This is a genomic window from Clostridium acetobutylicum ATCC 824 (genome assembly GCF_000008765.1).
GTDB classification, from domain to species: Bacteria; Bacillota; Clostridia; order Clostridiales; family Clostridiaceae; genus Clostridium_S; species Clostridium_S acetobutylicum.
This window is the reverse complement of the sequence record NC_003030.1, coordinates 2,465,656-2,479,280: the sequence shown is the minus strand read 5'-3', so window position 1 is coordinate 2,479,280 and position 13,625 is coordinate 2,465,656. Positions and strand designations below refer to the sequence as shown.

Annotated in this window: 13 protein-coding genes and 3 other annotated features; of the genes, 10 read left to right on the top strand and 3 right to left on the bottom strand. The window is 31.3% G+C overall.

Features of this window, described 5'->3' with window-relative positions:
• The first annotated feature begins 1 nt into the window (after position 1).
• Positions 2-142 carry an exonuclease V subunit alpha gene (locus CA_RS12135; RefSeq protein WP_242663028.1) on the top strand — a complete coding sequence of 47 codons (141 nt, stop codon included), beginning with the start codon at positions 2-4 and terminating at the stop codon, positions 140-142.
• A gap of 83 nt (positions 143-225) precedes the next feature.
• Here CA_RS12135 and CA_RS12130 read toward each other — a convergent pair whose 3' ends face one another.
• Entirely contained in the window at positions 226-2,484 is a 2,259-nt protein-coding gene (locus CA_RS12130) for an Ig-like domain-containing protein (protein WP_010965664.1), read from the bottom strand.
• A gap of 246 nt (positions 2,485-2,730) precedes the next feature.
• Positions 2,731-3,147, bottom strand: a complete 417-nt coding sequence (locus CA_RS12125; protein ID WP_010965663.1) for a hypothetical protein — start codon at positions 3,145-3,147, stop codon at positions 2,731-2,733.
• A 239-nt stretch (positions 3,148-3,386) separates the two neighbouring features.
• Between CA_RS12125 and CA_RS12120 the strand changes: the two genes are divergently transcribed.
• On the top strand, positions 3,387-3,584 hold the full coding sequence (locus CA_RS12120; RefSeq protein ID WP_010965662.1) for an alpha/beta-type small acid-soluble spore protein: 198 nt from the start codon (positions 3,387-3,389) through the stop codon (positions 3,582-3,584).
• Between the two features lie 77 nt (positions 3,585-3,661).
• Here the strand turns inward: CA_RS12120 and CA_RS12115 are convergent, their stop codons facing one another.
• Positions 3,662-4,366 carry a DUF6873 family GME fold protein gene (locus CA_RS12115; RefSeq protein ID WP_010965661.1) on the bottom strand — a complete coding sequence of 235 codons (705 nt, stop codon included), beginning with the start codon at positions 4,364-4,366 and terminating at the stop codon, positions 3,662-3,664.
• A gap of 165 nt (positions 4,367-4,531) precedes the next feature.
• Between CA_RS12115 and ytxC the strand changes: the two genes are divergently transcribed.
• The 8 genes from ytxC to pheT all read left to right on the top strand — a co-directional run bounded on the left by ytxC (position 4,532) and on the right by pheT (position 13,613).
• Positions 4,532-5,407, top strand: a complete 876-nt coding sequence (gene ytxC / locus CA_RS12110; RefSeq protein ID WP_010965660.1) for a putative sporulation protein YtxC — start codon at positions 4,532-4,534, stop codon at positions 5,405-5,407.
• A 95-nt stretch (positions 5,408-5,502) separates the two neighbouring features.
• Positions 5,503-5,719 (top strand) — a binding site (T-box leader).
• Positions 5,720-5,771: 52 nt separating this feature from the next.
• Positions 5,772-7,685, top strand: a complete 1,914-nt coding sequence (thrS, locus tag CA_RS12105) for a threonine--tRNA ligase (RefSeq protein WP_010965659.1) — start codon at positions 5,772-5,774, stop codon at positions 7,683-7,685.
• A 39-nt stretch (positions 7,686-7,724) separates the two neighbouring features.
• Positions 7,725-7,842 (top strand) — a sequence feature (ribosomal protein L20 leader region).
• 30 nt (positions 7,843-7,872) lie between these two features.
• Complete coding sequence (gene infC / locus CA_RS12100; RefSeq protein ID WP_010965658.1) at positions 7,873-8,400, top strand: translation initiation factor IF-3; 528 nt, start codon at positions 7,873-7,875, stop codon at positions 8,398-8,400.
• A gap of 20 nt (positions 8,401-8,420) precedes the next feature.
• Complete coding sequence (rpmI, locus tag CA_RS12095) at positions 8,421-8,618, top strand: 50S ribosomal protein L35 (protein WP_010965657.1); 198 nt, start codon at positions 8,421-8,423, stop codon at positions 8,616-8,618.
• 29 nt (positions 8,619-8,647) lie between these two features.
• Entirely contained in the window at positions 8,648-9,007 is a 360-nt protein-coding gene (gene rplT, locus CA_RS12090) for a 50S ribosomal protein L20 (protein ID WP_010965656.1), read from the top strand.
• Between the two features lie 60 nt (positions 9,008-9,067).
• The gene (locus CA_RS12085) at positions 9,068-9,853 is read left to right on the top strand and encodes a TrmH family RNA methyltransferase (RefSeq protein ID WP_010965655.1); all 786 of its coding nucleotides are present in this window, start codon (positions 9,068-9,070) and stop codon (positions 9,851-9,853) included.
• A 71-nt stretch (positions 9,854-9,924) separates the two neighbouring features.
• Positions 9,925-10,143: a binding site (T-box leader), on the top strand.
• A 50-nt stretch (positions 10,144-10,193) separates the two neighbouring features.
• Positions 10,194-11,213: a phenylalanine--tRNA ligase subunit alpha gene (gene pheS / locus CA_RS12080; protein WP_010965654.1), complete on the top strand. Its 1,020-nt coding sequence runs from the start codon at positions 10,194-10,196 to the stop codon at positions 11,211-11,213.
• A gap of 21 nt (positions 11,214-11,234) precedes the next feature.
• Positions 11,235-13,613 (top strand): phenylalanine--tRNA ligase subunit beta, encoded by a 2,379-nt coding sequence (gene pheT / locus CA_RS12075; protein ID WP_010965653.1) that lies wholly within the window; start codon positions 11,235-11,237, stop codon positions 13,611-13,613.
• The last annotated feature ends 12 nt before the right edge of the window (positions 13,614-13,625 follow it).

The window sequence follows — 13,625 nt, the reverse complement described above, 5'->3', positions numbered from 1 at the left end:
TGTGAAAAAATCAATGATTATTAATGTTGATTTTAAAGTTGAGAAGTGGGGAAATAACCCATGGATACAAAGAAAAATAGAATTTATAAATAAAAATAATTTAGTATATGCTAGTGATAGTGAACTGAGAAAATTACCTTAATATAAGTGGATTAAATATATAATTATTTGAAAAAACAATAAATAAAACTGCCCTAGTTTAAGGGCAGTTTTATTTATTGTTTTTTACTGATGAAGGAAGTAAGCAAAAGCATCTATACCAGGAGCGTCAAGTAAACTCCTTATATGAACATCGCTTCCTTGATTATCAGCAACATATGCCATAGTATGATCGTCTGGATTAACCCAATCCAAGAACATATAAGTATGAGTTGGATAAGTTAAACCATCATTAACAGTAAAGCATATACTTCCAGGTGTCAACAAATCTTTATTTGTTTGTTTTGTCCATCCTTTTCCAAGTAGGAAGTTAGTATATTGTCCTGTATTACACATTGAAAGAGGAATGCTGCTGAAACCTACTGCTCTAAGAGCTGTACTTGAGAAGTATACGCAGTTATTCTCATTAATTCCACCGTGTAATTGTATAGCAGTTTTGTTCGTACTTTGTATGTTGGAAGCATAGCTTAAGTACTCAGCACCTTTAAAGTTTATTGTATTTAAAAGTGAAGATGAAGGTTGAGTGGAAGGTACAGTTTGTACTCCGTCATCGTAGGATACAACTATTCTTATTCCTTGTATCCTAAGACCTAAACCTATGGTACCTGCTGTTTGGCCATCACTAACCCAATTCATCCAACCTATTCCTTGCACATCTACTTGATATTTTATTCTATAACCAGGAGCATTTACAAGTTGAATTTTTAATGCTTCTAATCTAAGAGATTGTCCAGTAGTACCTGCAAGAGCACCGTCATAAACAGGATCCATCCATCCAATGTTTTGTACATGTGCTTGATATTGAATTTTTGCACCAGCTGGTGCATTTTGAAGGTTTACTTTAAATGCTTCAAATTCAAATGGTTTTGCATTTGTACTTATTATAGTTCCATCTGTAACTGCATCTTTCCATCCGATATTTTGGATGTGTGCTTGGTATTGGACGTGAACATCTTTTATTATTCTGATTCTTAAAGCTTCAAGTCTTAAACCTTGGCCAACAGTACCTGCAAGAGCACCATCGTTAACCCAATTTTGCCATCCAACATTTTGAACTTGAGCTTGGTATTGAATAATATATCCAGGCATGTTTTCAAGGTAAATTTTAACTGCTTCAACTCTTAAAGCTTGTCCACCAGATCCGGATTCATCACCATCATACACGATTGGTTGCCATCCAAGATTTTGAACTTGAGTTTGATATTTTATTCTAGCGCCTGATGGAGCGTTAAGCAGCTGAATTTTTAGGCCGTTTAAAGTTAAACCTTGACCTACAGTGCCAGCAGTTTGAGAATCGCTAACTGGACTTTGCCATCCTTGACCCTGTACATTAGCTTGATATGAAACAGATATTCCATCAGTTTGTGTACTTTTAACTGTAACGCTGCAAGAACCAGTTTGGTTTCCATCAACTGAAGTAGCAGTTATATTGGCAGTTCCTGCACTTATAGCTGTTACTTTTCCGGTATTGTCCACTGTGGCAACGGAATTATTTGAAGATTTCCAAGTAACATCTTTTTTTGTAGCATTTGTAGGTAATATATTTGCTGTTAAAGTATCTGTGTCTCCTACATTTAGAGAATCAGTGGTTTTACTTAGGCTTACACTAGCTACAGTAATTGGACTAGTAACAGTAATATTACTAGAAGCAGTTAAGTTTCCGTTAACTGTAGCAGTTATAGTAGCAGTTCCTGCACTTATAGCTGTTACTTTTCCATCAGCATCTACTGTTGCTACAGCTGTATTAGAAGAATTCCAACTTGTGGATGCTATCCATGCATCTGTAGGATTTGTAGTTGCTTTTAATGTTGTAGTATTGCCTACTACTAAGTTAGATTGATTTGGATCAACTGATATTGATTGAGCATCTGGTGATTTCACAAGTTTAACCTCTAAGGCTTCAATTCTGAGGCCTTGACCGCTAGTACCAGCGATGGCACCGTCTTTAACCCAATCTTGCCAACCTATATTTTGCACATGAGCTCTGTACTGAATTGAATATCCAGGCATATTCTCTAATGAAATTTTGAAAGCTTCCATTCTAAGACCTTTGCCAACGGTTCCTATTAAATCAGGACTATAGACTGGATTCATCCACCCTATGTTTTCAACATGAGCACTATATTTTATTTTGGCTCCAGCTGGTGCATTTATAAGGTTTATTTTAAATGCTTCAACCCTTAGACTTTGTCCAACTGTTCCTGAAGTATTTCCTGCTGTTTTAATATCCTGCCAGCCTATGTTTTGAATTTGTGACTGATATGTAATATCAGGAACTGCAGTTGTTGTGTCGGCTAATACATTTGTGCTAAATCCTAAAAGCATAAAAAATAAGCCGACAATGAATGTTGTACTGAAAAGTTTTTTCGTTTTAATCTCCCCCCTTAAGTATATGTTTGTCTTATTAAAGCACAGCAAATATATTTTTAGACAAAAATACTACTAATTACTTCTACAAAAAAAGAGAAAATCCTTCACAATATTAAATAAAAGTTTAATATTTATGAAGAATTTTTTATTATATAGTATAAAAAGATGAATTATATATATAATTCATCTTTTTTGTAATATTTATGAAGCTGATTTATTTCCAAATCCATATAAGCTTTTTTTCTGGTATATAAATACTGCCATAAGAATAGGAAGAATAAGGGACAATACCATCATAAAAGAAAAACCTGAATGTACAATATTATAAATTATAGATACTATTTCAGATAAGAAATATAAATATACTCCCAAAGCTTTTTTGTTAAGAATTAAAATTATACCTATAACAAGAACTATAACAAGAACTAGTGATATAGCTATAGATGCATTAGTTACAGTACTGGCAGACTGGCCACTTTGAGCTAATATATTGTTGATATTGTCCTTGGCACCTAATAATATAAGGGAACCAATAAGAGTAAAAGCTGCTCCTATAAAATGAAGAACAGATATAGTTATGATTCCAGCTCCTACTTTTGAGTCGTTTTCGTTTTCCATTAAAATACCTCCTAGAATATATAATTATATGAGTATTATAACAAACATAACAGATGTTATCAACATGTAATATTGAAAAAAATAGATTATATTCTATAAAGTAACTTAAAGCTAAAAAGGTAAGCTACTATACAAGTATTGGGCATATTTCATTTAATTTAATAGATTAAATATCTTAAAAAAGCACAAACTTATAACGTAAATTCAATACAAGTTAAATTTAAAGGAGGTAGTTGATTATGTCAAGAAGAAATAACCAAACATTAGTACCAGAAGCAAGAGGAGCATTAGATAAGTTCAAGATGGAAGCAGCTAAGGAAGTAGGAGTAAATTTAAAACAAGGATATAATGGAGATCTTACTTCAAGAGAAAATGGATCTGTAGGCGGACAGATGGTTAAAAGAATGATTCAAGAATATGAAAGCAGCCTTAAATAGTAAGTTTTAATTAAATTGATTCACACAGACTGCCTCGATTGAAAAATTCAATTGAGGCAGTCTTATTTTATATAATATTAATGATTAATACAAATGATACTTCCTCTATCTACAAGTTTTTCATTACTAAGATATATTGGTGTTATATTATGTTTGTTTAAAAAATTCAAAACCTTATTTTTAAATTTATATTTCTCAAGAGATCCATAAAAGGCAAGAAGATTTTTGCCAATTAGACCGCAAGTACCGCCTATAAAACCGTAATCAAAACCAGGAAGAAGAATATCACCAGGAGGAAGAAGTAGGACATCCAAATTAAAGGCCGAAGAAGCACGTGCAATACCTATATCACTTGTAATAATTGCAGAATCGCTTATCACAGCTGTTGAACATTTTGTATAACCTTGCTTTACATTTATAATAGTTTTTTTAGAAATATGATTATGAAGTATTGGGTCTGTATGTTTGATATTATGTATAAAGAAATTTTTTAAAACTACACCATTTAGTGCTACATCATATGGATATTCTTTTTTAAAGGTGTTAAAAGATTGTAGTACTTTGATATTTAAACACTCAAGAGATGAAATGAATTCTTTAGGCAGATTTTTATAAGCAATAAGCAAAGAATCAGATACCTTACAAATAATTTCATCAGGATGAGATGAAATAGCCTCAGAAATATCATTACAGGTAGGAGCAAAAATTAAATTCAAATCTAGTTTTTTCAAATTATTTCTTTCAAGTTCATTTATTCTATTATCTACAATAACAGTTTTCAAAAAAACACCTCACAATAAATAATATATTAATATAATCTATTATATCTTTTTATTAAATTAAATGCATATAGTTAATTTTTTAGATGCATACTAACTAAGATTGGATTTATATTTTTAGAAATAAATATGAATTTGCATTACATCCAATTAGAAAGGATTGGTAAAATGCTTATTAAAACTATAGTGGTTAAGGATAAAGTTAATTATGTCATAAGCAGTATAGAGGAAATAAAAGATAACTTAAAAGAAGAAAATATAAATATTGGTTTATGTGAAAGTATGGAAGAAGACAGTCATTTTATAAAAATTATGTGTAACAATTATGAATATGATCATACTGTTAAGAAAAAATTTGATAGGTGTTTTGCTAAAGTATTATACGATATTATGGCTATAGATTTCTGTATGATGGGTTTAAATGATATATTAGAAGATTCATATTTTTTTCTAGACATTGATGAAATGAGCGAGGTAAGGGAAATTTGTATTAACGAAATTTTAAAAGATAATATTATAAATGATGAGGAGATATTTTATATAAATAAAAAGAATAAAATTTTAGATAAAATAAACAAGTGTATTAATGAATATGATGAAATAAATGTAACTGGTTTTATAACATTTAGAGCAAAAGATATAGTTGAAAGTTTAAAAGTTATAATAGATAAGGTAATAGAGAGATATATGATTGAAAAAGAGTATGATGAGTTTATAAAACTCCTTAAGTATTTTGTTGAAATGCAAGAAAGCAAGCTTGAGATCGTTAATATTTATGTGATAGAAAATGGAGACTATAGACTTACAGATATAAATAATAATGATATAACTGATAAAGTAATGGTAGAATTTTCTGGCGCTAAGTTTAGAAGTGATATAAATGAAGATGATATATTAATAAGTGGTTTGATAACTGCATGTCCAGAAAAGATAGTTATCCATGATATTGATAAGTTCTTGAATAAGGAAATTTTAAATACTATACAAAATGTCTTTGAAAACAGAGTAACATATTGCAGTGAAATTACTATGGGTAGAACATAGAGTGTAGATAAAGAATAAACATATATTAATAATATAATTGTAAAAATTAATTTTGTATTGACTTATTATTTCTATTGGAATATAATTTTACTTAAATAAAGGCTTTGAAAAGGAAGAGTAAGCAAATTACTGTTTTAAAGAGAGGGAATTATTAGCTGAAATTTTCCCAAACGTGTATTGTTGAAAACCACCTTTGAGCTGAGTGTTGAATTATAGTAGGCATTTCCGCATATCTGCGTTATTGATTTGAGTGAAAGGAAGGAAAGATTTCTTCTTTTAATTTGGGTGGAAACACGGTAACTCGTCCCTTGTATGGGAGGAGTTTTATTTTTTTTGATAAATAATTTTTATAGGAGGAATTAATATGATTAAAGTAACACTTAAAGATGGAAAAGTTATGGAGTTTGAAAATACAACAACTCCAGGCGATGTTGCAAAAGCAATAAGTCCAGGGCTTTACAAGAAGGCTATTTCTGCTAAAATCAATGGAAAGAGAGCAGAATTAATGACCAACATTGATAAAGATTGCAATCTTGAAATACTTACTTTTGATGATGAGGATGGAAAATGGACATTAAGACATACAGCTTCACATATATTGGCTCAAGCTATAAAAAGACTTTATCCTGAAGCGAAGCTAGCTATAGGACCTGCAATTGATTCGGGATTTTATTATGATATCGATGCAGATTTTTCATTTACAGAAGAGATGTTTGCTAAGATAGAAAAGGAAATGAACAAAATAATAAAAGAAAATCTTAAGCTTGAAAGATTTGAGTTGCCTAGAGAAAAAGCTATAGAATACATGGAAGAGAAAAAAGAACCTTATAAGGTAGAACTTATAAAAGATCTTCCAGAAGATGCTGTAATTTCATTCTATAAGCAGGGGGAATTTGTTGATTTATGTGCAGGACCTCATGTTGAATCAACTGCAAAGGTCAAAGTTATAAAACTTATGTCTGTAGCAGGTGCTTATTGGAGAGGAAATGAAAAAAATAAAATGCTCCAAAGAATATATGGAACTGCATTTACTAAAAAAGCAGATCTTGATGACTATATAAATATGCTTGAAGAAGCTAAGAAGAGGGATCATAGAAAAATAGGAAAAGAATTAGACTTATTTACTATGCATGAAGAGGGGCCTGGTTTTCCGTTCTTTCATCCAAAGGGAATGGTACTAAAAAATCTTTTACTTAATTATTGGAGAGAGGTTCATGATAAAGCTGGTTATGATGAGATAAGTACACCTATAATATTAAATGAAGCTTTATGGCATCAGTCAGGCCACTGGGATCATTATAAAGAAAATATGTATTTTACCAAGATAGATGAAGCTGATTACGCTATAAAGCCTATGAATTGCCCAGGATCAATTCTTGTTTATAAGGATAATATACATTCATATAGAGAACTTCCTATAAAGCTTGCAGAGATAGGACTTGTTCACAGACATGAAAAGTCGGGAGCACTTCATGGACTTATGAGAGTAAGATGTTTTAATCAAGATGATGCTCATATATTTATGACTAAAGAACAAATAACAGAAGAGATACTTGGAGTAATAAAGCTTATAGATTCTTTCTATAAAGTATTTGGGTTTGAATATTATGTTGAATTATCTACAAGACCAGAAGATTCAATGGGAAGTGACGAAGATTGGGAAGCAGCTACAAATGGACTTATAAATGCACTTAATGCTGCAAACTTGGAGTATATAGTTAATGAAGGAGACGGAGCGTTCTACGGACCTAAAATAGATTTCCATCTTAAAGATTGTATAGGTAGAACATGGCAGTGCGGAACAATACAGCTCGATTTCCAAATGCCTGAAAGATTTGATATCAACTATATTGGAGCAGATGGAGAAAAACATAGACCTGTTATGGTTCATAGGGTTGTTTTTGGAAGTATAGAGAGATTCATAGGTATTTTAATAGAACACTATGCAGGTGCTTTTCCAACTTGGCTTGCACCAGTTCAAGTTAAAGTAATGAATATAACTGACAGTCAAGTAGAATATGTTGATGCTATAAGTGAAAAATTAAAAGAAGCGGGAATAAGAGTTGAAAAAGATGTTAGAAATGAAAAGATAGGATATAAGATAAGAGAGGCTCAACTTAAAAAAGTTCCTTACATGATTGTAATAGGGGATAAGGAAATAAAAGAAGGTATAATCTCAGTAAGAAGCAGAAAAGAAGGAGATTTGGGATCTATGAATATTGAGGATTTCATATTTAGAATAAATGCAGAAGTTAAGGAAAAAATAAGTTCAATCTAATTGTTGACAAAGTAGCTAGTAGGTGGTATAATTTATTAAGTATTGAAGAAGAAACTTGCCGTTTCTCACCTTACAGCAAAGCTAGTAAGGTTAAAGATATGCAGCTTATTTTGCTATGTATATTTGAGACGGTGAATAACCGTCTTTTTTTATTATAAATATATGTATATTTGTTGAGTTTTCGGAGGTGAAAATCATAAGTAAGAATAAAAATTTTATTGTAAATGAGGAAATAAGACAAAAAGAAGTTAGAGTAATAGGTGATGATGGTTCTCAGCTAGGAGTAATTCCTACAAGTGAAGCTTTAAAATTGGCTGAAGAGAAGGAACTTGATTTGGTTGCTATGTCACCTAATGCTGTTCCACCGGTTTGTAAGATAATGGATTTTGGTAAGTTTGTATATGAGCAAACTAAGAAGGAAAAAGAAAATAAGAAAAACCAAAAGATTGTAAATGTTAAGGAAGTAAGATTAAGTGCATCTATTGAAGAGCATGATGTTCAAATAAAATCAAATAATGCACGTAAATTCTTAATAGCCGGTGATAAAGTTAAGGTTGCAGTAAGATTTAGAGGAAGACAAACTGACTACGCATTTAAAGGTAGGAAGATACTTGACAATTTTTTTGAAAAGATAAATGATGTTGGCGTTATTGAAAAACCAGCAAAATTAGAAGGTAAAAATATGATAATGATATTAGCACCTAAAAAAGCTTAATAGTATAGGAGGAAGTACACATGCCAAAAATGAAAACTAAAAAAGCAGCAGCTAAAAGATTTAAAGCTACTGGAACTGGAAAGTTAAAAAGAGGTAAAGCTTTTAGAAGCCATATACTTACTAAGAAAAGTACAAAAACTAAAAGAAACCTAAGAAAAGGTGGATACGTTTCAGAGACACAAGAAAAAACAATGAAAACATTGTTACCATACCTATAATAGGAAAGGTTGAAGGAGGTTAATTTAGTATGGCTAGAGTAAAAAGAGCAGTAAATGCACGTAAAAATCATAGAAAGGTTTTAAAACTTGCTAAAGGTTATTATGGTGGAAAAAGTAAGTTATTTAAAACAGCAAATGAATCAGTAATAAGAGCACTTAGAAATGCTTATGTTGGAAGAAGATTAAGAAAAAGAGATTTTAGAAAGCTTTGGATAGCAAGAATAAACGCAGCAACAAGAATAAATGGTCTTTCATATTCTAAATTTATAAATGGAATAAAATTAGCAGGAATTGATATGAATAGAAAGATGCTTTCTGAAATTGCTATAAATGATCCTAAAGCGTTCTCAGAATTAGTTGAAGTAGCAAAAAAACAAATTAACGCATAGTACTTATTTAATGCAGCCACTTGTGGCTGCATTAATTTTATAAAAAAGAAGGAAGATAAATTGGATACAGTAATAAAAAGTAAGGAAAACTCTATTATAAAAGAAGTAAAGAAGTTGAATGAAAAAAAGCATAGAGATTTAAAGAAAAGTTTTATTGTAGAGGGCTTAAGGTTTGTGAGAGAAGCTCTTGAATCTGATTTTAAAATACAATATTTGTTTGTTTCTGAGAAAAACTACGATAAATTTATTTTAAAAGAGCTTAAAGAGCTAATAAAAAAGGAATTTCAGGTGATTAAGGTTACTGAAAGCATACTGAAAGATATATGTAATACACAAACACCTCAAGGTATAGTGGCAGTAGTGCAATATAAGGAAGTAGCTTGGAAATTAACTAAAGGATTTTATATGCTTGTAGATAAGGTTCAAGATCCTGGGAATATGGGAACAATAATAAGAACTGCAAATGCAGCAGGAGCTTTAGGAGTTATAATTACAAAGGGAACAGTTGATATTTATAACAACAAAACACTTAGGGCTACCATGGGATCTATATTTAAAATACCCATAATATTTGAGGATGATAATTTTTCAAAGATAAAGGAACTTAAGAAAAACGGATTTAAGATTATTGCAAGCTCACTTGATACAGAACATAATTTTTATGATGTTTCACTTAATGAAAAACTTATTATTGCAGTTGGAAATGAAGGAAATGGAATAAGTGATAAAATAGTAGATATAAGTGACACTAAGGTTAAAATACCTATGCCAGGAAACGTGGAATCCCTTAATGTTGGAGTGGCGGCTGCTATTATGATGTTTGAATATGTTAGGAAAATGATGTAGGTTTTATTAAAAATTTTCATAAAGTATTGAAAAAAGATTTTTATATGTTATAATAAAAGTCAATATTAATAATAAAAACATTGAAAGAGAGAGTAAATATAATGAGACTTTAAGAGAGAAAAGGTTAATGGCTGGAAGCCTTTTTAAGTTTGAGTTATATTGAAGTTCACTCTGGAGTTCCATTTGCGAAATGTGAGTCTTACAAATTAGTAAATGGCGGTTACATATCGTTAAAATTTTGAGTGGGTTATCCAATTTGGGTGGTACCGCGGAAATTCTCCGTCCCTTTTATTAGGGGCGGTTTTTATTTTATATAAATGGAAAGGAGTTTACAAATTCAATGAAAGAGAAACTTGAAGCTATAAAAGAGAAAGCCTTAAATGAATTAAAAAGTGCAGTAGACAAAAAGAATATTGAAGAAATAAGAGTAAAATATCTTGGAAAAAAAGGTGAGCTTACTCAAATATTAAGAGGTATGGGGGCTCTATCTTCAGAGGAAAGACCAATCATAGGAAAACTTGCTAATGAAGTTAGAAGTAAGCTTGAAAGCCTTATTGTAGAAGCTAGTGAAAAAATAAAGGATGCAGAAAAAAAGACTAGACTTGAGAGTGAGATTATAGATATCTCTATGCCTGGAAAAAGGCAAACTATAGGTCACAGACATCCAACCTACTTAACATTAAATAAAGTTGAAAATATATTTAGAGATATGGGTTTTGTAATCGAGGAAGGACCTGAGGTTGAGTATGATAAGTACAATTTTGAAATGCTCAATATACCTAAAAATCATCCGGCGAGAGGAGAACAGGATACCTTTTACATAAATGATAATGTGGTATTAAGAACTCAAACTTCACCAGTTCAAGTTAGAACTATGCTTAATCAAAAGCCTCCTATAAAAATGATTTCTCCAGGAAAAGTGTATAGATCAGATGCAGCAGATGCAACACATTCACCTATATTTTATCAAGTTGAAGGCCTTGTTGTGGATAAGGGAATAACTTTTGCTGATTTGAAGGGGACACTTGAAACCTTTGCTAAGAAAATGTTTGGAGAAAATGTAAAAATGAAGTTTAGACCACACCATTTTCCTTTCACAGAACCTTCAGCAGAGTCAGATGTAACGTGTTTTGCATGTGGAGGAGAAGGCTGCAGAGTTTGTAAAGGGGAAGGTTGGATAGAACTTTGGGGTTGTGGTATGGTTCATCCCAATGTTTTAAGAAACTGTGGTATAGATCCTGAAGTTTATAGTGGATTTGCTTTCGGTATGGGACTTGATAGAATAGTTATGCTTAACTATGGAATAGATGATATAAGACAGCTGTACGAAAGTGATATGAGATTTTTAAAACAATTTTAGTATTTTGTTAGGAGGATAAAAATGAAAGTACCTGTTAAATGGTTAAAGGATTATGTTGATTTTGATATAAATGCTAAAGAACTTGGAGATAGACTTACTCTTTCAGGTTCTAAGGTTGAGGAAATAATAACGAGTGGGGACGAAATAACAAATGTGGTTACTGGAAAAATATTAAAGATAGATCCTCATCCTGATGCAGAAAAACTTGTGATTTGCAGTGTGGATGTTGGCAAAAATGAGCCTATTCAGATAGTGACTGGAGCTCAAAATATGAAAGAAAATGATATTGTTCCAGTTGCACTTCATGGTTCGACTCTTCCTGGGGGCGTGAAAATAAAAAAAGGTAAGCTTAGAGGAGTAGTTTCCAATGGCATGATGTGCGCTAAAGAAGAACTTGGGATAGCAGATGAAGAACACGTTCATGGACTTATGATATTAGATGAGAATACTCCTATAGGAAAAGATATAAAGGAAGTTTTAGGACTTGATAATCCTGTTATAGATTTTGAAATAACATCAAATAGACCGGACTGCTTAAGTGTAATTGGAATAGCTAGAGAAACAGCAGCTACAATTAATACAAAGTATAGAAATGTAAAGATAGATTTTTCTGAAACAAAGGGAAGAAATATAAAGGAAGAGCTAGAGGTTGAAGTTAAAGATAAGTTATGTAGAAGATACATGGCTAGAGTAATTAAAAATGTTAAAATAGAAGACTCTCCTGCATGGATGCAAGAAAGATTGATGCTTGCAGGTGTGAGACCAATAAATAATATAGTTGATATAACAAATTTTGTTATGCTTGAAGTAGGTCAGCCAATGCATGCTTTTGATAAAAAAATGATAACTTCAAATAAAATAGTTATAGAAAGAGCAAAGGATGGAGAAAAATTTACTACTCTTGATTCTGAAGAGAGAAGCTTGGATTCAAATGTTCTTATGATAAAAGATGGAGATAAGAATTGTGCTATAGCAGGAATAATGGGTGGACTTGATTCAGAAGTTGCAGAGAACACTCATGAGATAATATTCGAATCTGCTAATTTTGATGGAACCAATATAAGAGTCTCCTCACAAAAGTTAGCCTTAAGAACAGAAGCTTCAGGAAGATATGAAAAAGATTTGGATCCTAATCTCGCTGAGATCGCACTTAATAGAGCTTGTACGCTTATTCAGGAATTAAATGCTGGAGAAATTGTAGAAGGCGTAATTGATATATATCCTGTTAAAAGTGAACCTAACATAGTAGAGGTTGATTACAATTGGATAAACAATTTCCTTGGAATTAAAATAAGTAAGGAGGAAATGAAGGAGTATCTTGATAGGTTAGAATTAACTACAGAAATAAAGGGAGACAAATTAGAAGTTTTTTCTCCAACTTTTAGATGTGATATAAATATAAAAGAAGATGTAGCGGAAGAGGTTGCCAGAATTTATGGATATAACAAGGTTCCTTCAACTACAGTCAAATCTCAAAGTATAAGAACTGGAAAAAGCAAAATTCAGCAAATAAAAGATGTAGTTACTGACATTTTAATTTCTAGTGGCTTGAATGAGTCTATAAACTACTCATTTGTAAGTCCTAAAATATTTGATAAAATACTGGTTCCTGAAGATAGTGAACTTAGAAATGTTGTTAAGATAAGAAATCCTTTGGGTGAAGATTTTAGTGTTATGAGAACTACAACTCTTCATTCCATGATGGAATCTCTTGCAAGAAATTATTCTCATAACAATGAGCTTGCAAAATTATTTGAAATTGGAAAAGTATATATTCCTTCAGAAAATGAAGGAGAGATTCCTAAAGAGAGAAATGTTATAACAATAGGTATGTATGGAAATGTAGACTATTTTGATTTAAAGGGTGTTGTGGAGAATTTAGTGGAGATTTTAGGAGTCAACAAGATTTCATATGCTCGTGAAAGCGAAAATCCTACTTTTCATCCAGGAAAAACAGCAGTTATAAAAATAAAAAATACTGTTTTAGGAACTTTAGGAGAAGTTCATCCTGATGTATGCGAAAACTATGAAGTGGAAGAAAGATGCTATGTAGCAGAAATAGATTTAGATTTATTACTTGAAAATGTATCATTAAGTAGAAAGTATAAAGCTCTTCCAAAATTCCCAACGGTAACGAGGGATATTTCAGTATTAGTTGATGAGGATATACTTGTCCAAGAAATTGAGAATGTTATAAAAAGACAAGGAGGAACTATACTGGAGTCCTTAAACTTATTTGATGTTTATAAGGGAAAACAGGTTCCTCAAGGTAAAAAGAGCGTGTCATATGCACTTACCTATAGGGATGAAAACAAAACACTAACAGATAAAGATGTAGAAAAGATTCAAAATAAGGTTATAAAGACTCTTGAGCACGTTTTAGGTGCAGAGCTTAGATAATTATTCTATAGC